Origin of the sequence: Bordetella genomosp. 2 (genome assembly GCF_002261345.1) — a bacterium.
Lineage (GTDB): Bacteria > Pseudomonadota > Gammaproteobacteria > Burkholderiales > Burkholderiaceae_B > Bordetella_A.
Map to the genome: position 1 here is coordinate 875,343 of NZ_NEVT01000006.1, position 17,002 is coordinate 892,344.

Sequence of the window (17,002 nt, forward strand, 5' to 3'; positions counted from 1 at the left end):
GCTGCCATGTCGGGATTGCTTCCTCTGCTTGATTTCGCCGGCTATGTCGCCCTGCTGCTATGGGGCGTGCACATGGTGCAGACCGGCGTTCAGCGCGCGTTCGGCGCGGCGCTGGGGGCCGCGTTGGGCCGCGCGCTGGGCACCCGGCTGCGCGCCTTCGCGACCGGCCTGGGCATCACCGCCGCGCTGCAGAGCAGCACGGCGACCGGGCTGATGATCACCGGCTTCGCCGCCGGCGGCGTGGTCGGGCTGGCCCCCGCGCTGGCCGCGATGCTGGGCGCCAATGTGGGCACCACGCTGATCGTGCAGGTGCTGTCGTTCGACCTGGCCTCGCTGGCGCCAGTATTGATCCTGGCCGGCGTCTGGATGTTCCGCCGCTATCCGCCCGGCCGCACCCGCGACCTGGGCCGGGTGTTCATCGGCCTGGGCCTGCTGCTGCTGTCGCTGCACCAGTTGGTGGAGTTGTTCGCGCCGCTGCAGAACGCGCCGCTGCTGGCGCTGCTGCTGGATGCCCTGGCGACCCAGCCGGTCGCCGCCGTGCTGCTGGCGGCCGCGCTGGCCTGGGCGGCCCATTCCAGCGTGGCCATCGTGGTCCTGGTGATGTCGCTGGCCGACCATCATATGGTGGCGCCGGCGCTGGCCTTCGCGCTGGTGCTGGGCGCCAACCTGGGCACCGCCGTGAACCCCATGATCGAAGGTGTCAGCGGCGACGACCCGGCGGCGCGCCGCCTGCCGCTGGGCAACCTGCTGACGCGCGTGGCGGGCGTGCTGGTCGGGCTGATGCTGCTGCCCTGGCTGCCGGCCTGGATGAACGCGCTGGGCGGCGACAGCGCGCGCGAAGTGGCGAACTTCCATACCGTCTTCAACGCCGTCGTCGCGCTGGTGTTCCTGCCGCTGCTGACCCCCTATGCCGCCCTGCTGACGCGCTGGCTGCCCAAGCGCACCGACCCGAACGACCCGGCCCGGCCGCAGTATCTGGACGAATCGGCCCACGACGTGCCCGCCGTGGCGCTGGGCAATGCCGCGCGCGAAGCCCTGCGCATGACCGACATGCTGCAGACCCTGCTGCTGTACGCCCGCGCCGGCTTCAAGCGCGACAATCGCCACCGCATGGTGCAGGCGCGCCAGCTCGACAATGCGATCGACAAGCTCGAGAACGCCATCACCACTTACCTGGCGCTGCTCGACCGCGAGAACATGACCGACGCCGACGTGCGGCGCCTCGACGACATCCTGGCGTTCGCCAGCAACATCGGCCACGCCGCCGACATCGCCCACCATGGCCTGCTCAACCATGTGGCGCGGCTGCGCAAGCAGGGCTGGACGCTGCCGCCCGAACAGCACCAGCGGCTGGACGAGACGCTGGCCCGGCTGGTGTCGAACCAGCGCGAGGCCGCCGCCCTGTTCGTCAATGACGACGTGCGCCAGGCGCGCGAACTGGCCGGCGAGAAGGCGCGCTTCCGGACGCTCGAAACCCAGGAGGCGGAGGCGCACCTGCAGAAGATCAAGTCGGGCGAGATCGAGGCCGTCGAAGTCGGCGCCCTGTACCTGGACATCCTGCGCGACATGAAAAGCATCAACTCGCACCTGGTGGGCGCCTCGGCCTACCCCTTGCTGGCGCGCCACGGCGAGCTGCTGCCCAGCCGCCTGCGCGAATCGAGCGACTGACCGGCGCGGCCTACTTCACCGCGCCGGAAGACCGGCTTAGGCAATAAAAAATAGGCGATCCCGCCGGACGGCCAGCACACTAGCGCCATAAAGAAGCCGCGCGGCATCGCCCGGACGCCGCGCCACACCACCGGCAGGAGACAAGCATGCCGTCGATTCGTTGGGCCGCCGCGGCGGCCGGTGTTCTGCTGTGCGCGTCCGCCTCGGTCTCGGCGGCCTGGCCCGAACGGCCCATCACCATCATCGTGCCGGCCGCCCCGGGCGGCACCACCGACATGGCCAGCCGCATCATCGCCGACAAGCTGGCCGCCCGGCTCGGGCAATCGGTGGTGGTGGAGAACCGCGCCGGGGCGGCGGGGATCATCGGCACGCAGCAGCTCGTGCGGGCAGCCCCGGACGGCTATACGCTCATCATGGGCAACATCGGGCCCAATGCGATCAACTACAGCATGTATGCCGACCTGCCCTACAAGCCGGCGGACTTCGCGCCCATTACGCTGGTCATCTCGGTGCCCAACGTGCTGGTGGTGAACGCCCAGTCGCCCGCCAGGAGCGCCGGGCAGTTGATCGACATGCTGCGCAAGGATGCAGGCAAGGATTCGTTCGACTCGTCCGGCACCGGCCAGTCGCCGCACCTGTCGGCCGAGCTGTTCAAGCAGCGCGCCGCCGTGCAGGCCACCCACGTGCCGTACAAGGGCGCCGGGCCGGCCGTGGCGGCATTGCTGGCCGGCCAGTTCACCTTCATGATCGACAACCTGCCGAGCTCCATGCCGCATATCCAGGCGGGCAAGCTGCGGGCGCTGGCGGTGACCAGCGCCGAGCGCGTGCCGCAATTGCCCGGCGTGCCGACCATGCGGGAGGCTGGCATCGACGACATGGTGGTGACCGCCTGGTTCGGCCTGATGGCGCCGGCCGGCACGCCGGCCGCGGTGATCGACCGGCTGGCCGGCGCGGCGCGCGAGGTGCTGGCCTTGCCCGAAGTGCGGCAGCGCTTCGGCGCCATGGGCGGACAGGCGGGCGGCAACTCGCCGGCCGAGTTCGCCGCCTTCATCGACGCCGAGCGCGCGCGTTGGCAGGCTACCGTACAGGCCGCCGGCCTGGCGCCGAGGTAAGGCATGATCGACAAGGTCCAGGCCTCGATCGCCGCCGCGGTGGCGCCCATCCACGATGGCGCGCAGGTGCTGGTGGGCGGCTTCGGCGACGCCGGGGTTCCCTATGAACTGCTGCATGCCCTGCTCGACCAGGGCACGCGCGACCTGACCCTGGTGTGCAACAACGCCGGCACGCGCGACACCGGTGTCGCGGCGCTGATCCTGGCGCGGCGCGTGCGCAAGATCATTTGCTCGCACCCGCGTCCGCCCATGTCGGATGCCTTCGCCAATGCCTATCGGGCCGGGCAGGTAGAGCTGGAATGCGTGCCGCAGGGCACCCTGGCGGAGCGGCTGCGCGCCGGCGGCGCCGGGTTGGGCGCCTTTTTCACGCCCACCGGCTACGGCACCTTGCTGGCCGAGGGCAAGGAGCAGCGGGTGGTGGACGGCGTCGGCTATGTGCTCGAACAGCCGCTGCGCGGCGACTTCGCCCTGATCAGGGCGCACCTGGGCGACCGCTGGGGCAACCTGATGTACCGCTGGGCGGCCCGCAATTTCAACCCCGTCATGTGCATGGCGGCGCGCCACGCCGTCGCCCAGGTCGACCGGGTCGTGGAACTGGGCGCGCTGGCGCCCGAGGCCATCATGACGCCCGGGATTTTCGTCAAGACAGTCGTCCCCCTGGAGCACTGAGATGGCATCCGCCCAGACCGCGCCGCGCCCGCCGTCGCCGCCTCATGGCCTGCCCGCCCTGACCCGCGACCAGATCGCCCAGCTGGTCGCCAGCGACATTCCCGACGGCTCGATCGTCAACCTGGGCATCGGCATCCCGACGCGCGTGTCCGACTTCCTGCCGGCCGGCCGCGAGATCGTGCTGCACAGCGAGAACGGCATCCTGGGCATGGGCGAGGCCGCCGTCGGTCCGGCCATCGACACCGACCTGATCAATGCCAGCCGCGTTCCGGTCACCCTGGTGCCGGGCGCATCGATCAGCGAACACACTGTGTCGTTCGCCATGATGCGCGGCGGCCACCTGGACTATACGGTGCTGGGCGGGTTCCAGGTGGCCGCCAACGGCGACCTGGCCAATTGGTTGACCCAGTCGGCCGATGCCATCCCGGCGGTGGGCGGAGCCATGGACCTGGCGGTGGGCGCGCGCCACGTGTACGTGACCATGGAGCATCTGACGCGCGACGGACGGCCCAAGCTGCTGGAGCGCTGCACCTACCCCTTGACTGGCGCCGGCGTGGTCGACCGGGTCTATACCGACCTGGCCGTGATCGACGTCGATGCGGCCGGCTTCATCGTCCATGCCCTGCCGGAGGGCATTTCGCTGGCGCAGTTGCAAGCCCTGACCGGCGCCCCGCTGCGCAGCGGCGAGCGGCTGCTGCGCATCGTGCGCGACGGCGCGGGCCGCGCGCACTATGCCTCGCCCTGACCCTGACCCGCACGGAGACATCCCATGCGCCACGCCCTGTCCCGCCTGACCCTGCTGCTGTCGTGCTGCGCCCTGCTGCTGGGCAGCCCGGCACTGGCCGAAACGTCCTACCCGGACCGTCCCATCACCCTGCTGATCCCGTACCCGCCCGGCGGCAGCGCCGACATGCTGGGCCGGCCGCTGTCGGCGGCGCTGCAGGAGCGACTGGGCCAGCCCGTGGTGCTGGAATACAAGCCCGGGGCCGGCGGATCGATCGCCACCGCGCAATTGGCGCGCGCCCGGCCGGACGGCCATACCGTGCTGATGGTGCTGGCCGCCCATGCGATCAACCCCAGCCTGTACAAGTCGCTGCCGTACGACACGCGCAAGGATTTCGCCCCGGTATCGCTGGTGGCCACCCTGCCCATGCTGGTGGCCGCCCCCTTGTCCACGCCGGCCGACAACATCCCGCAGCTGATCGACTATGCCCGCGCCCATCCCGGCAAGCTCACCTTCGCCTCGGCGGGCCCGGGCAACACCAGCCACTTGTCGGCCGAGATGTTCAAGACCGCCACGGGCATCCAGATGCTGCATGTTCCCTACAAAGGCAGCGGCCCGGCGGTGGTGGCGCTGCTGGCGGGCGAAGTGTCGCTGATGTTCGACAGCATCTCCACCTCGCTGCCGCAGGTCAAGGCCGGCAAGCTCAAGGCCCTGGCGGTGACCGGCGAGGTCCGCTCGCCCCTGCTGCCGGAAGTGCCGACGGTGCAGGAGTCCGGAGTGCCGGGCTTCGTGGTCAACGGGTGGTACGGCATCCTGGCGCCGGCCGGCACGCCGCCCGGGGTGGTGGACACGCTCAGCCGGGCCATCGCCGACGCGCTGCGCGAGCCCGGCCTGCGCCAGCAGTTGGCCGGCTACGGATATGCGCCGGTCGGCAGCACGCCGCAGGCTTTCGGCCAGCTCATAGACAGCGAGCTGCAACGCTGGAGCAAGGCTGTCAAGGACTCGGGCGCGACGGTGCAGTAGCGCCGGCCGGCCCGTCCAGCAAGGACTGGACGTCCTCGAGCATGGCGTCCCATTCGGCCTGGTCGATATCCATGAAACCGAAGAAGCGCAGCATGAACGCGCCCTCGGTGGCCAGGAAAGCCAGGCGGGCGCGGCGGCCCGCGTCAGTCGCCAGGTCCAGTCCGGCGATGCGCTCGCGGTACCAGGCGCGCGTGCTGGCCAGGTGCTCGGGCGTCTGCGCCAGGGCGGCCAGCAGGCTGGCCGATTTGGCGCTCGCCTCGTCGGAGGGCCGCGTAGCGGCCACATGGGCCCGCACCTTGTCCAGCGGGTTGCCTTCCGGGCCCGCGACCTGCGCGAAGATGCGGTCATAGGCGGCGCCCCAGCGCTCGAACAGCGCGTCGATCAGGGCGTCCTTGTTGCCGAAGCAGTATTGCACCCCGCCTTTGGTGATGCCGGCCGCCTTGGCCACGGCGTCGATGGTGAGCCCGGCGGCCCCGGAGGCCTCGATGATGGCCTCGGCGGCGTCCAGCAACTGCTCGCGGTCTACGGTACGGCGGCGACCCATTGTTACCTCTTTTTCAATACATACGTATGGAATGGAATTATAATGACCAGCATATCGCGGCGCCAGGCTGGAGGCCGGCCCTTCCCGCCGGCCTCGCTTCAGCGCCCCCGAGAAATTCCATGTCTACCCGGTTCCATCGCTGGCTGGTATTGGCCATCGTGTCCGTCGATCTGTTCCTGATCGTCATCGACATGTCGGTACTCTACACGGCCCTGCCGCATCTTACCCAGGCCCTGGGCGCGTCGGCGTCCGAGAAGCTGTGGATCGTCAACGCCTACCCGCTCGCCGTGGCGGGCCTGCTGCCGGGCATGGGGACGCTGTCCGACCGCTACGGCCCCAAGCGGCTGTTCACCAGCGGCCTGGCCGTGTTCGGCGTGGCGTCGCTGGCCGCGGCCTATGCGCCGACGCCAGCCGCGCTGATCGCGGCGCGCGTGCTGCTGGCGGTCGGCGCGGCCATGATGATGCCCGCCACGCTGGCCATCATCCGCCATACCTTCGACGATGCGCGCGAGCGCGCGCTGGCCATCGGCATCTGGGCGTCGGTGGCATCGGGCGGCGCCGCTTTCGGCCCGGTGGTGGGCGGCGCGCTGCTCGAACATTTCTGGTGGGGCTCGGTGTTCCTGATCAACGTGCCCATCGTCATGGTGGTGCTGCCGCTGGGGCTGCGCTTTGTGCGTCCGCAGCGCGGCGCCAGCCGGCGCGCCTGGGATGTCATCGGCTCGCTGCAGATCCTGGTCGGCCTGACCGGGGTGGTCTACGCCGTCAAGGAAATCAGCCTGCGCGATCCGTCGTATCCGGCCGCCGCCGCCGCGGCGCTGGGCGGCGCGGCCTTCCTGGCGCTGTTCGCGCGCCGGCAACTGCGCGCGGCCGATCCCCTGATCGATTTCCGCCTGTTCCGCAACCGGATGTTCAGCGGGGCGGTAGGCGTGGCGCTGGTGGCGTCGGTCGCCTTTTCCGGCATCGAACTGATCTTCAGCCAATGGCTGCAATTGGTGCGCGGCATGTCGCCGCTGCAGGCCGGCCTGTTCATCCTGCCGGCCCCCCTGGCCGCATTCGTGGCAGGCCCGGTGGCCGGGCTGTTGTTGCCACGCCTGGGGGAGCGGCGCAGCATGTGGATGGCCATGGCGGCGGCGGGCCTGGGCGCGCTGGCCCTGGCGCTGCTGTACCGGGCCGCGCCGGAATTGCAGCTGGCATGCCTGGCGCTGCTCGGCTTCGGGCTGGGCGCGGCCATGACGGCCGCCTCCAGCGCCATTCTGGTGGGCGCCCCGGCCGACCGCGTCGGCATGGCCGCGTCGGTCGAAGAGATGTCATACGAGGTGGGCGCGGTGCTGGGGGTGGCGCTGATGGGCAGCCTCGCCACCGCCGCCTACGGGACGGCGCTGGTGCTGCCCGAAGGCCTGGCCGTGCCGGCGGCGGTGCGCGACAGCCTGGACGAGGCGTTGGCGGCGGCAGCCGCGGCGGCGCCCGAGCCGGCGGCGCTGCTGGCCGCCCTGGCGCGGCGGGCATTCGACCACGCTTTTGTGGCGGTGCTCGTCGCCACCGCGCTCCTGTTGCTGGCGACCGCCTGGGCGCTCGGCCGGACGGGATCCGGGCCGCAGGGGCAGCCGCGCCGGACGGCTCAGGCCAGGTAGCGCTCGAACCACGCCAGCATGCGCTGCCAGCCGTCGCGCGCATCGTCCTCGCGATAGCTGGGACGGTAGTCGGCCAGGAAGGCGTGGCCGGCTTCCGGATAGACCACCACCTCGGAGGCGCGCGCCGCCGCGTTGCCCTGCGCCAGGCGGGCCTTCAGCGCATCGACATCCTGCAGCGGGATGCTGGCGTCCTGGCCGCCATACAGGCCCAGCACCGGCGCGTGCAGATCGGCCGCCACGTCCAGCACCACCTGTTTGATCAACGGCCCGTGGCCGCTGCTGAGTTTGCCGTACCAGGCGACCCCGGCCTTGACGGCGGGATTGTGCGCGGCATACATCCACGTGATGCGACCGCCCCAGCAGAAACCGGTAATGCCCGTGCGCGCGGTGTCCCCGCCATGGGCCGCGGCCCATGCCAGGCACGCGTCGAGGTCGCCATAGACTTGTTCATCGGGCACCTTGGAGACGATGTCCGCCACCAGCTTGGGGATGTCCGTGTACTGCGATGCGTCGCCCTGCCGCTGGTACAGCTCGGGCGCGATGGCCAGGTAGCCGGCCTTGGCCAGGCGGCGGCAGACGTCCTTGATGTGCTCGTGGACACCGAAGATCTCCTGTACCACCAGCACCACCGGCAGGCCGGTCTTGCCCTGCGGCGCTGCGTGATAGGCGGCAATCGTGCCGTCGGCCACGGGCAGTTCGAAATCGCCGTGGGACAGGCCCTGGGGATCGGTATGGATGGTCGTGGCGGCCGGCTGGCCGGCCGCGGGAGAAAAACTCATAGCGGGCTCCTGGAGGCGCACCGGCCGGCCCGCGGCGCTGGCGCGCCGGCCCTAGTGCGAGTGAATGGCCGGCGCCGCCGTGCCGTGCTCCGCGTGGTCGTGCGCGGCGCCATGGGCATGGTCGTGCAGGTGGCCGTGATGCATGAATGAGGTAACGCCATAAATGACGATAACCCCGGCGCCGACCAGCAGCAACTGGGGCACCGCGTCGGCCAGCGAGCCGCGCTCGTGCATCTGCGGAATCAGGTCGGCCACCGAGATGTACAGGAAACTGCTGGCGGCGATGACCAGCACATAAGGGACCAGGTCTTGCGCCTGCTGCAGCACGAAGTAGCCCGCCAGCCCCCCCAGCGCCGTGCACAGGCTGCTGAACAGGATCAGCACGAAGGCCCGGCGGCGCGCCAGCCCGGCATTGAGCAGCACCACGAAATCGCCCAGCTTGTGCGGCACTTCGTGCACGATGATGGACGCTGCCGTGAGCAGCCCCAGCAGCGGGTCGGCCAGGAAGGCGGCCGCCACCAGCACGCCGTCGCACAGATTGTGCAGGGAGCTGCCGATCAGGATGAGCACCCCGCCGCGCCCCGCCTCGTGGCGGTCGTGCCCCTTGTGATGGTGGTGGCCGTCGCCTTCGTGGTGGTGACTGTGGCGCAGCAGCGCGATCTTCTCGAGCACGAAGAAGCCCAGCAATCCGGCCAGCATCAGGCCGAACAACACGTGCATATCGGCCCCGGCGCTCTCGAACGCCTCCGGCAGCAGGTGCAGCAACGCGACCGACAGCAGCACGCCCACCGACAGGCTGACCATGTGATGCAGGTACTTGCTGAAAACGCGATAGGCCAGCCAGCTGGCGATGGACACAGCGATCAGTCCGCCGGCCACGGTGGCCAGCAAGATCCAGAGGAGCAGCATGGGGAAAGGAGGTCGGGATGGGGCAAGAGGGCAATATTATATCGTTACACGGCCGCCCCTGCCCCCGCGGCTCAGTGCGCCTGTTCCCAATTGGGGCCCGCGCCGACTTCCGCCACCAGGGGCACCCGCAGCTCGGCCACCCCGCACATCAGTTCGGGCAGGCGCGCGCGCACCAGGTCGAGTTCCTGGTCGGGCACTTCCAGCACGAGTTCGTCGTGCACCTGCATGATCATGCGCGTCCCCAGGCGCTCGGCGTCGAGCCAGTCCTGCACCGCCACCATGGCCATCTTGATGAGGTCGGCTGCCGTACCCTGCATGGGCGCGTTGATGGCGGCGCGCTCGGCGCCCTGGCGGCGCGGCCCGGAGCCGGCGCGGATGTCCGGCAGTTGCAGGCGGCGGCCGAACACCGTTTCGACGTAGCCCTGCTGGCGCGCCAGCTGGCGGGTATGTTCCATGTACTGCGCCACGCCGGGATAGCGGGCGAAATAGCGATCGATGTAGGCCTGGGCGGCGTCGCGGGTGATGCCCAGGTTCGACGCCAGGCCGAACACGCCCATGCCGTAGATCAGGCCGAAATTGATCGCCTTGGCGGCACGACGCTGGTCGGCGGCGACCTCGGCCAGCGGCACGCCGAAGATCTCGGCCGCGGTGGCGCGGTGGATGTCTTCGCCGGCGGCGAAGGCCTGCTGCAAGTTGGCGTCGTCGGACACGTGCGCCATGATGCGCAGTTCGATCTGCGAATAATCGGCCGACAGCAGCAGGCCGCGCTCGGCCACGAAGGCCTCGCGCACGCGGCGGCCCGCCTCGGTGCGCACGGGAATGTTCTGCAGGTTGGGATCGGACGAGGCCAGCCGGCCGGTGATCACGGCGGCCTGGGAATAATGCGTGTGCACGCGCCCGGTGCGCGCGTTGATCATGCGCGGCAACTTGTCGGTGTACGTGGACTTCAGCTTCGACAGGCCGCGATACTCGAGCAGCACCTGCGGCAGCGGGTAGTCCTGCGCCAGCTTGCTGAGCACTTCTTCGTCGGTGGAGGGCGCGCCGCTGGCGGTCTTGCGCACCACCGGCAGCTGCATGCGGCCGAACAGGATTTCTCCCAGTTGCTTGGGGGAATTCAAGTTGAAAGGCTGGCCGGCCAATTCGTAGGCGCGCTGCTCGAGCGTCAGCATTTCCTGACCCAGCCGGTGGCTCTGGCGGCCCAGTTCGTCGGCGTCGACCTTGACGCCGTTGCGCTCGACCACGGTCAGCACGCGCGAGACCTGGATCTCGAGCCGGTAGATGCGTTCCAGGCCGGCGTCAGCGGCCACGCGCGGCCGCAGCGCCTGGTGCAGCTGCAGCGTGAAATCGGCGTCTTCGCAGGCGTAGTGGCCGGCCTTGTCGACCGCGACCTCGTCGAAGCCGATCTGCTTGGCGCCCTTGCCGCACAGGTCCTCGTAGGTGACGCCGCCGCGCCCCAGGTAGCGCTGCGCCAGGTCGTTCAAGCCCACGCTGCGGTGCGACTCGAGCACATAGGCCTGCAGCATGGTGTCTTCCTGGATGCCGGCCAGCGCGATGCCTTCGTTGGCGAACACATGCGCATCGTACTTGGCGTGATGCAGCAGCTTGGCGCGCGCCGGGTCTTCCAGCCAGCCGCGCAGGCGCTCCAGCACTTCCGCCTTGGGCAGTTGCTCGGCGGCGTCGGGGCCGCGGTGGGCCAGCGGGATGTAGCACGCGACGCCCGGCGCCACGGCCATCGAAATGCCCACCAGGCGCGCCTGCATCTCGTCGAGCGAGGTGGTTTCGGTATCGAGCGCGACCAGCGGCGCCGCGGCCGCCTGCGCCATCCATTCGTCGAACGCGGGCCAGCCGGCGATGATCTGGTAGCGCAGCTCGGCCGGCGCGGCCGGGGCCTCGGCAATGATGCGCGCGTCGCCCTGCGGCACGCGCTGCGCGTCGCCGGTGAGTTCGCGCAGCCAGGTGCGGAAGCCATAGCGCTCGTACAGCGCCTGCAGGGTGTCGGTGTCGGGCTGGCGCGGCGCCAGGTCGCCGATGCTGTCGACGTGGCCGGTCAGGTCGCAATCGCATTTCACGGTGAGCAGTTGGCGCGTCAGCGGGAATTGCGCGAGCGCCTCGCGCAGGTTGTTGCCCGCCACGCCCTTGATGCTGTCCGCCTGGGCGGCCAGCGCGTCGATGGAGCCGAACTCCGCCAGCCATTTGGCGGCCGTCTTGGGGCCGACCTTGGTCACGCCGGGGACATTGTCCACGGCATCGCCCACCAGCATCAGGTAGTCGACGATGCGCTCCGGCGGCACGCCGAATTTGTTCAGCACGCCCGGCTCGTCGAGCACTTCGCCGCTCATGGTGTTGACCAGCGTGACATGCGCGTCGACGAGCTGGGCGAGGTCCTTGTCGCCGGTCGAGACGATGGTGTGGATGTCCTGCCGCGCAGCCTGGCGTGCCAGCGTGCCGATGATGTCGTCGGCCTCGACGCCTTCGATCGCCAGCACCGGCCAGCCTAGCGCCCGCACCGCCTGGTGGATGGGTTCGATCTGCGCCGCCAGGTCTTCCGGCATGGGCGGCCGATGCGATTTATAGTCGGGATAGAGTTCGTCGCGGAATGTCTTGCCGCGCGCGTCGAAGATGCAGGCCGCGTAGTCTGCCTTATGATCCGAGACCAGCTTGCGCAGCATGTTCACCACGCCGTACAGCGCGCCCGTGGGTTCTCCTTGCGCATTGCGCAAATCGGGCATAGCGTGGAAGGCGCGGTACAAGTAGCTCGAACCGTCTACCAGCAATAAGGTTTTTTTCATGGTTACAAAAGCAGAACGAGAAATGCCCGCCGGCAAGCAAATACCGGTGATTATGTCAGAGATACGGACGGCGGCAGAGAAACTGGCCGGCATCGGCCCCGCCGTCAGCGTGTTCGGCAGCGCCCGCATCAGCCGCGACTCGCCCCACTACGAAACCTGCGAGGCCATTTCGGCCGCCCTGGCCGAGGCCGGCTTCGCCGTCATCGCCGGCGGCGGGCCGGGCATCATGGAAGCCGCCAACAAGGGCGCCTTCGAGGCCGGCGGCACCAGCGTCGGGCTGAACATCAGCCTGCCGCACGAAGCGCACAACAATGAATACCAGACTATCAGCCTTTCGTTCGAATATTTCTACTCGCGCAAGGCCACTTTCTTCATGCACAGCTTCGCCTATGTGGCGCTGCCGGGCGGCTTCGGCACCATGGACGAACTGTTCGAGGCGCTGACGCTGATCCAGACCGGCAAGGTGCCGGCCGCGCCGGTCATCCTGGTGGGCAGCGAATACTGGCAGGGCCTGGTGGACTGGCTGGCCGACCAGATGCTGCCCAACGGCATGATCGCGGCCCACGACCTGGAACTGTTCACGCTGGAGGACGATCCGCGCAAAGTGGTGCGGCGCGTGGTGGAATTCCACGCCGAGCGCCAGAGCGGCGCCGAGTACGCGCCGTCCCTGCCGGGCTGATCCGGCGCCTCAGGCCAGCGCCTGGGCCACCGCCTCGCGGGCGCGGGCGACGAATTCGTTGTCGGCGGCTCCCGAGAGCAGGCGGAACTGCGCCTGCGGCAACGCCGGCAGGCCGGCGCGCGCCAGCCGCGCCACGCCCGGCGCCAGGGCGGACTCGTTCAGGCACGCCACTCCCAGGCCGGCCGCCAGCGCGAGCTGCAGGCCGGCCACTCCGGAAGCCACGTGGGCGACCGTGTACGGCAGGCGCCGGCGTATCAGCACCGTTTCGGTGAATTGCCGCAGGGCGCAGGTCTCGGGCAGCACCAGCAGCGGCAACGGCGCGTCACGGTCCAGCTGGAGGCCCTCGGCGGCCATCCACCACAACGCCTCGCGCCGCAGCAATACCCCCGGCGCGCGCGGCGCGGCGCCCGGCGCGCGCACATGCATCGCCACGCCCAGGTCGAACTGGCCGCGCGCGCAGGCCGCCTCGACCTCGCCGCTCTTGAGGATGGCGACATGCAGGCGCACCTGCGGATACTGCTGGTTGAGCCGGCGCAGCAGCCCGGCGATGTCGCGCGGCCGGAAATAGTCGGTCAGCGCCAGTCGCAGTTCTCCCTGCAGCGGCACCCCGCGCAAGTCGCGCAGGGCCTCGTCGCTCAGGGCCAGGATGCGGCGCGCGTGGGCCAGCAGGCGCAGCCCGGCCGGCGTGGCGTGCACGCCCGCCTTGGTGCGCACCAGCAGCACCTGGCCGGCGCGCTCCTCGAGCTTGCGGACCTGCTCGCTGACCGCCGACTGGGACAGGTGGACGATCGGCGCGGCGGCGGTCAGGCTGCCCGCGTCGAGCACCGCGGTATACGTGCGCAGCTGTTCCAGGTCGAATCCAGGCATGGCCAATCCATCGGTTTTTCCGTTGGATTAGATCTTAAATTCCCGTTTTTCCGGTGTCAAAGAAGGCTCTAGACTGCCCAGGCGGTCGATCTCCCGGCCGCCTTTCGAACAGGAGCCTCGTCATGCCCCACCTAGTCGTCCACCTTTCCGGTCGCCCCGATCCCGCCACCAGCCGCCGCGTCGTCGAGCGCGTCACGGCATTGACGCAATCCGTCCTGGGCAAGGAACTGCCGCTGATCGCCATCACGCTGCAATACATCGCCCACGACGCCTGGTTCATTGGCGGGCGCTCGCTGGCCGACACGGGCCACAATGCGTTCCACCTGGATATCAGCGTGACCGACGAGACCAACACCAAGCACGAAAAGGCGCGCTTCATCGCCGCGGTATACGCGGCGTTCCAGGAACTGTTGGGAAACCTGCACGAATGCTCGTACGTGCACGTGATCGACGCGCGCGCGGCCGCCTACGGCTATGGCGGCGCCACGCAGGAATACCGCCACCAGCGGGCGGGCGTCGTCTGATCCAGGCCGCTGGGACGTCTCCCCACGGGCCGGCACGGCGCGGACGCGCCGAGCCGGCCCGTGGGCGGGAATCAGGCGGCGTTCTCGCGCGCCGCGCGGCGGCGCTCGTGCTCCTGCAAATGGCGCTTGCGCAGGCGGATCGACTTGGGCGTGATCTCGACCAGCTCATCGTCGTCGATGAACTCGACCGCGTACTCCAGCGTCAGCTGGATCGGCGGCACCAGGCGCACGGCCTCGTCCGTGCCCGAGGCGCGGATGTTGGTCAGCTGCTTGCCCTTGATGGGGTTGACCACCAGGTCGTTGTCGCGGCTGTGGATGCCGATGATCATGCCTTCGTACAGCGCCTCGCCGGGGCTGACGAACATGCGGCCGCGGTCCTGCAGCTTCCACAGCGCATAGGCCACGGCCTCGCCGTTGTCCTGGCTGATCAGCACGCCATTGCGGCGCTCGCCGATGGCGCCCTCGCGCACGGGCGCGTACTCGTGGAAGATGTGGCTCATCAGGCCGGTGCCGCGCGTCAGCGTCAGGAACTCGTTCTGGAAGCCGATCAGGCCGCGCGCCGGGATCAGGTATTCCAGGCGGGTGCGGCCGCGGCCATCCGGCTGCATGTCCTGCAGGTCGCCCTTGCGGCGGCCCAGTTCTTCCATGACGCCGCCCTGGTGGGCGTCTTCCACGTCGATGGTCAGGGCCTCGAACGGCTCGCAGCGGACGCCGTCGATCTCCTTGAACACCACGCGCGGCCGCGACACGGCCAGTTCATAGCCTTCACGCCGCATGGTCTCGAGCAGGATGGTCAGGTGCAGTTCGCCGCGGCCCGACACTTCGAACACCGTGTCGTCGCCGGTATCGCGCACGCGCAGCGCCACGTTGGACTTGAGCTCGCGGTCGAGCCGGTCGCGCAGCTGGCGGCTGGTGACGAACTTGCCTTCGCGGCCGGCCAGCGGCGAGGTGTTGACCATGAAGTTCATGGTCAGGGTGGGCTCGTCGATGCGCAGCATGGGCAGCGGCTCGGGCTGGGCCGGATCCATCACGGTGCAGCCGATGCCGATCTCTTCGATGCCGTTGATCAGCACGATGTCGCCGGCCTCGGCCTCGTCCACCAGTTCGCGCTCCAGGCCCTTGAACTTCAGCACCTGGTTGATCCGGCCCTTGCCGGACGCGCCGTCGGGACCGAACTGGTACGTCACTTCCATGCCGGGACGCATGCGGCCGCGATTGATGCGGCCGACGCCGATCTTGCCCACGTAGCTGTTGTAGTCCAGCGAGATGATCTGCATCTGCAGCGGGCCGTTGGGATCGTCGTCGCGCTGCGGCACGTGCTGCAGGATGGCTTCGAACAGCGGCCGCATGTCGCCGTCGCGCACGTCGGGCGTGAGGCCCGCGTAGCCCGACAGGCCGGAGGCGTAGATCACCGGGAAGTCGAGCTGCTCTTCGGTGGCGCCCAGCTTGTCGAACAGGTCGAAGGTGGCGTTGATGACGTAGTCCGGACGGGCGCCGGGACGGTCGATCTTGTTGACCACCACGATCGGCTTGAGGCCCAGCGCCAGCGCCTTGCGGGTCACGAAGATGGTCTGTGGCATGGGCCCTTCGACCGCGTCGACCAGCAGCAGCACGCCGTCGACCATCGACAGCACCCGCTCCACCTCGCCGCCGAAGTCGGCGTGCCCCGGGGTATCGACGATGTTGATGTGGGTGCCCTGGTATTCGACCGCGCAATTCTTGGCCAGGATGGTGATGCCGCGCTCTTTTTCCAGGTCGTTGGAATCCATGACCCGCTCCGTCACGGCCTGGTTCTCGCGGAAGGTGCCGGATTGGCGCAGTAGCTGGTCGACCAGCGTGGTCTTGCCGTGGTCGACGTGGGCAATGATGGCGACGTTGCGCAGGGCGCGAGTCATAGCGTGTCCTTTAAGGTCTTGACGGGCAGCAGGCCCGCCGGCAATTCAGTCAGTGCAAGCAAGGCCTGCTTGGGGTCTGGCATGGCCTGCAGGGCCTCCAGCGTGACGGCGCGGTCCAGCGAAAATGGCCCGACGTGCGTGCGCCGCAGCGCCGCCAGGTGGGCATGGCAGCCCAGCACCCGCCCGATGTCCTGGGCCAGGGTACGGATGTACGTGCCCTTGCTGCAGGCCACGTCGATCTCGGCCTGCGTGCCCGACAGCGACAGCAGATCGATGCGATGGATGGTCACCTGGCGCGCCGGGCGCTCGAGTTCGATGCCCTGGCGCGCGTACTCGTACAGCGGCTTGCCATCGCGCTTGAGCGCCGAGTACATCGGCGGCACCTGCTCGATGATGCCCTGGAAACGTGACAGCGCATCGCGCAGGCTGGCCTCGTCCACGGCGAAACCGTCGGGCGCGCGGGCCACCACGTTGCCGGTCAGGTCGCCGGAATCGGTTTCCTCGCCGAACTGCAGCGTGGCGCGGTACGCCTTGTCGGCGTCGAGCATCGCCCCGGATATCTTCGTGGCCCGCCCCATGCAGCACACCAGCAGGCCGGTGGCGAATGGATCGAGCGTGCCGGTGTGGCCGGCCTTGGCCGCGTCCAGGCAGCGCCGTGCCCGTTGCAGGGCGTGGTTGCTGGACAACCCCACGGGTTTATCCAGCAACAGGACACCGTCGAGCGCAAGCCCGCGTCGTTTGGCCATCGTCGAATCCGGAAAAAAGAGTGCAGAGACGACAGCCGGTCAGGACTGGTCTTCAGGTTCGTCCGGGACGCCCGAGGACGGGCCGGACCGGTTGGCGCGGTCGATCAGGGCCGACATTTCGATGCCGCGCGCCACCTGGGCGTCGTGCACGAAGCGCAGCGTGGGGACGGTATGGATGTGCAGCAGCTTGTACAGCTGCGAGTGCAGCCAGCCGGCCTTCTCGTTGAGCAGCGCGGCGGCGGCATCGGGCTCGGCGCCCAGCACCGTGAAATACACCTTGGCGTGCGCGTAGTCGGCCGACAGTTCCACACCGGACAGCGTGATCAGCCCCGCGCGCGACGTGTCGATCTCGCGCTGGATCAGCCCGGCCAGATCCTTCTGGATCTGGTCGGCCAGCCGCAGGTTGCGGCCGGGGATGGATTTGGACTTGTGACGGCTCATGA

16 protein-coding genes are annotated in these 17,002 nt (G+C 69.3%); 8 read left to right on the plus strand and 8 right to left on the minus strand.

Features of this window, described 5'->3' with window-relative positions:
* Positions 1–6: 6 nt before the first annotated feature.
* The 5 genes from CAL24_RS14335 to CAL24_RS14355 all read left to right on the plus strand — a co-directional run bounded on the left by CAL24_RS14335 (position 7) and on the right by CAL24_RS14355 (position 5,196).
* On the plus strand, positions 7–1,668 hold the full coding sequence (locus CAL24_RS14335; protein WP_094807013.1) for a Na/Pi cotransporter family protein: 1,662 nt from the start codon (positions 7–9) through the stop codon (positions 1,666–1,668).
* A gap of 146 nt (positions 1,669–1,814) precedes the next feature.
* The gene (locus CAL24_RS14340; protein WP_094807014.1) at positions 1,815–2,780 is read left to right on the plus strand and encodes a Bug family tripartite tricarboxylate transporter substrate binding protein; all 966 of its coding nucleotides are present in this window, start codon (positions 1,815–1,817) and stop codon (positions 2,778–2,780) included.
* 3 nt (positions 2,781–2,783) lie between these two features.
* Positions 2,784–3,449: a 3-oxoacid CoA-transferase subunit A gene (locus tag CAL24_RS14345; RefSeq protein WP_094807015.1), complete on the plus strand. Its 666-nt coding sequence runs from the start codon at positions 2,784–2,786 to the stop codon at positions 3,447–3,449.
* A 1-nt stretch (position 3,450) separates the two neighbouring features.
* Positions 3,451–4,194: a 3-oxoacid CoA-transferase subunit B gene (locus tag CAL24_RS14350; protein ID WP_094807016.1), complete on the plus strand. Its 744-nt coding sequence runs from the start codon at positions 3,451–3,453 to the stop codon at positions 4,192–4,194.
* Between the two features lie 24 nt (positions 4,195–4,218).
* Positions 4,219–5,196 carry a tripartite tricarboxylate transporter substrate binding protein gene (locus CAL24_RS14355; RefSeq protein WP_028353942.1) on the plus strand — a complete coding sequence of 326 codons (978 nt, stop codon included), beginning with the start codon at positions 4,219–4,221 and terminating at the stop codon, positions 5,194–5,196.
* On the opposite strand, the gene CAL24_RS14360 is transcribed toward CAL24_RS14355, so the two are convergent.
* Complete coding sequence (locus CAL24_RS14360) at positions 5,168–5,740, minus strand: TetR/AcrR family transcriptional regulator (protein WP_094807017.1); 573 nt, start codon at positions 5,738–5,740, stop codon at positions 5,168–5,170. The genes CAL24_RS14355 and CAL24_RS14360 overlap by 29 nt on opposite strands.
* A gap of 119 nt (positions 5,741–5,859) precedes the next feature.
* On the opposite strand from CAL24_RS14360, the gene CAL24_RS14365 reads away from it, so the two are divergent.
* Positions 5,860–7,371, plus strand: coding sequence for an MFS transporter (locus tag CAL24_RS14365; protein WP_094807018.1), 1,512 nt, complete (start codon positions 5,860–5,862; stop codon positions 7,369–7,371).
* On the opposite strand, the gene CAL24_RS14370 is transcribed toward CAL24_RS14365, so the two are convergent.
* The 3 genes from CAL24_RS14370 to polA all read right to left on the minus strand — a co-directional run bounded on the left by CAL24_RS14370 (position 7,359) and on the right by polA (position 11,848).
* Positions 7,359–8,150 (minus strand): dienelactone hydrolase family protein, encoded by a 792-nt coding sequence (locus CAL24_RS14370; RefSeq protein ID WP_094807019.1) that lies wholly within the window; start codon positions 8,148–8,150, stop codon positions 7,359–7,361. The two genes, CAL24_RS14365 and CAL24_RS14370, sit on opposite strands and share 13 nt — an antisense overlap.
* 51 nt (positions 8,151–8,201) lie before the next feature.
* Positions 8,202–9,059 carry a ZIP family metal transporter gene (locus tag CAL24_RS14375; RefSeq protein WP_028353945.1) on the minus strand — a complete coding sequence of 286 codons (858 nt, stop codon included), beginning with the start codon at positions 9,057–9,059 and terminating at the stop codon, positions 8,202–8,204.
* A gap of 71 nt (positions 9,060–9,130) precedes the next feature.
* Positions 9,131–11,848: a DNA polymerase I gene (gene polA / locus CAL24_RS14380; RefSeq protein ID WP_028353946.1), complete on the minus strand. Its 2,718-nt coding sequence runs from the start codon at positions 11,846–11,848 to the stop codon at positions 9,131–9,133.
* Positions 11,849–11,900: 52 nt separating this feature from the next.
* Here polA and CAL24_RS14385 point away from each other — a divergent pair, with 52 nt between their 5' ends.
* A complete protein-coding gene (locus tag CAL24_RS14385) occupies positions 11,901–12,527 on the plus strand; it encodes a TIGR00730 family Rossman fold protein (protein ID WP_028353947.1) in 627 nt (208 codons plus the stop codon).
* A 9-nt stretch (positions 12,528–12,536) separates the two neighbouring features.
* Here the strand turns inward: CAL24_RS14385 and CAL24_RS14390 are convergent, their stop codons facing one another.
* Positions 12,537–13,394, minus strand: coding sequence for a LysR substrate-binding domain-containing protein (locus tag CAL24_RS14390; protein ID WP_028353948.1), 858 nt, complete (start codon positions 13,392–13,394; stop codon positions 12,537–12,539).
* 122 nt (positions 13,395–13,516) lie between these two features.
* On the opposite strand from CAL24_RS14390, the gene CAL24_RS14395 reads away from it, so the two are divergent.
* Positions 13,517–13,918 carry a tautomerase family protein gene (locus tag CAL24_RS14395; protein ID WP_028353949.1) on the plus strand — a complete coding sequence of 134 codons (402 nt, stop codon included), beginning with the start codon at positions 13,517–13,519 and terminating at the stop codon, positions 13,916–13,918.
* A gap of 71 nt (positions 13,919–13,989) precedes the next feature.
* Here the strand turns inward: CAL24_RS14395 and typA are convergent, their stop codons facing one another.
* The 3 genes from typA to rbfA are packed head-to-tail and all read right to left on the minus strand — an operon-like array spanning position 13,990 to position 17,000.
* Positions 13,990–15,813: a translational GTPase TypA gene (gene typA / locus CAL24_RS14400; RefSeq protein ID WP_094807020.1), complete on the minus strand. Its 1,824-nt coding sequence runs from the start codon at positions 15,811–15,813 to the stop codon at positions 13,990–13,992.
* A complete protein-coding gene (gene truB / locus CAL24_RS14405) occupies positions 15,810–16,559 on the minus strand; it encodes a tRNA pseudouridine(55) synthase TruB (RefSeq protein ID WP_028353951.1) in 750 nt (249 codons plus the stop codon). Before truB ends, typA begins: the two co-directional genes overlap by 4 nt.
* 39 nt (positions 16,560–16,598) lie before the next feature.
* The gene (gene rbfA, locus CAL24_RS14410) at positions 16,599–17,000 is read right to left on the minus strand and encodes a 30S ribosome-binding factor RbfA (protein WP_028353952.1); all 402 of its coding nucleotides are present in this window, start codon (positions 16,998–17,000) and stop codon (positions 16,599–16,601) included.
* Positions 17,001–17,002 lie beyond the last annotated feature (2 nt).

Bases quoted from the DNA above. Each gene is read 5' to 3' on its own strand.
- CAL24_RS14365 (WP_094807018.1), top strand. From the start codon at position 5,860: ATGTCTACCCGGTTCCATCGCTGGCTGGTATTGGCCATCGTGTCCGTC.
- CAL24_RS14340 (WP_094807014.1), top strand. From the start codon at position 1,815: ATGCCGTCGATTCGTTGGGCCGCCGCGGCGGCCGGTGTTCTGCTGTGC.
- rbfA (WP_028353952.1), bottom strand. From the start codon at position 17,000: ATGAGCCGTCACAAGTCCAAATCCATCCCCGGCCGCAACCTGCGGCTG.
- CAL24_RS14355 (WP_028353942.1), top strand. From the start codon at position 4,219: ATGCGCCACGCCCTGTCCCGCCTGACCCTGCTGCTGTCGTGCTGCGCC.
- CAL24_RS14335 (WP_094807013.1), top strand. From the start codon at position 7: ATGTCGGGATTGCTTCCTCTGCTTGATTTCGCCGGCTATGTCGCCCTG.
- typA (WP_094807020.1), bottom strand. From the start codon at position 15,813: ATGACTCGCGCCCTGCGCAACGTCGCCATCATTGCCCACGTCGACCAC.
- CAL24_RS14360 (WP_094807017.1), bottom strand. From the start codon at position 5,740: ATGGGTCGCCGCCGTACCGTAGACCGCGAGCAGTTGCTGGACGCCGCC.
- polA (WP_028353946.1), bottom strand. From the start codon at position 11,848: ATGAAAAAAACCTTATTGCTGGTAGACGGTTCGAGCTACTTGTACCGC.
- truB (WP_028353951.1), bottom strand. From the start codon at position 16,559: ATGGCCAAACGACGCGGGCTTGCGCTCGACGGTGTCCTGTTGCTGGAT.
- CAL24_RS14350 (WP_094807016.1), top strand. From the start codon at position 3,451: ATGGCATCCGCCCAGACCGCGCCGCGCCCGCCGTCGCCGCCTCATGGC.
- CAL24_RS14390 (WP_028353948.1), bottom strand. From the start codon at position 13,394: ATGCCTGGATTCGACCTGGAACAGCTGCGCACGTATACCGCGGTGCTC.
- CAL24_RS14370 (WP_094807019.1), bottom strand. From the start codon at position 8,150: ATGAGTTTTTCTCCCGCGGCCGGCCAGCCGGCCGCCACGACCATCCAT.
- CAL24_RS14375 (WP_028353945.1), bottom strand. From the start codon at position 9,059: ATGCTGCTCCTCTGGATCTTGCTGGCCACCGTGGCCGGCGGACTGATC.
- CAL24_RS14385 (WP_028353947.1), top strand. From the start codon at position 11,901: ATGTCAGAGATACGGACGGCGGCAGAGAAACTGGCCGGCATCGGCCCC.
- CAL24_RS14395 (WP_028353949.1), top strand. From the start codon at position 13,517: ATGCCCCACCTAGTCGTCCACCTTTCCGGTCGCCCCGATCCCGCCACC.
- CAL24_RS14345 (WP_094807015.1), top strand. From the start codon at position 2,784: ATGATCGACAAGGTCCAGGCCTCGATCGCCGCCGCGGTGGCGCCCATC.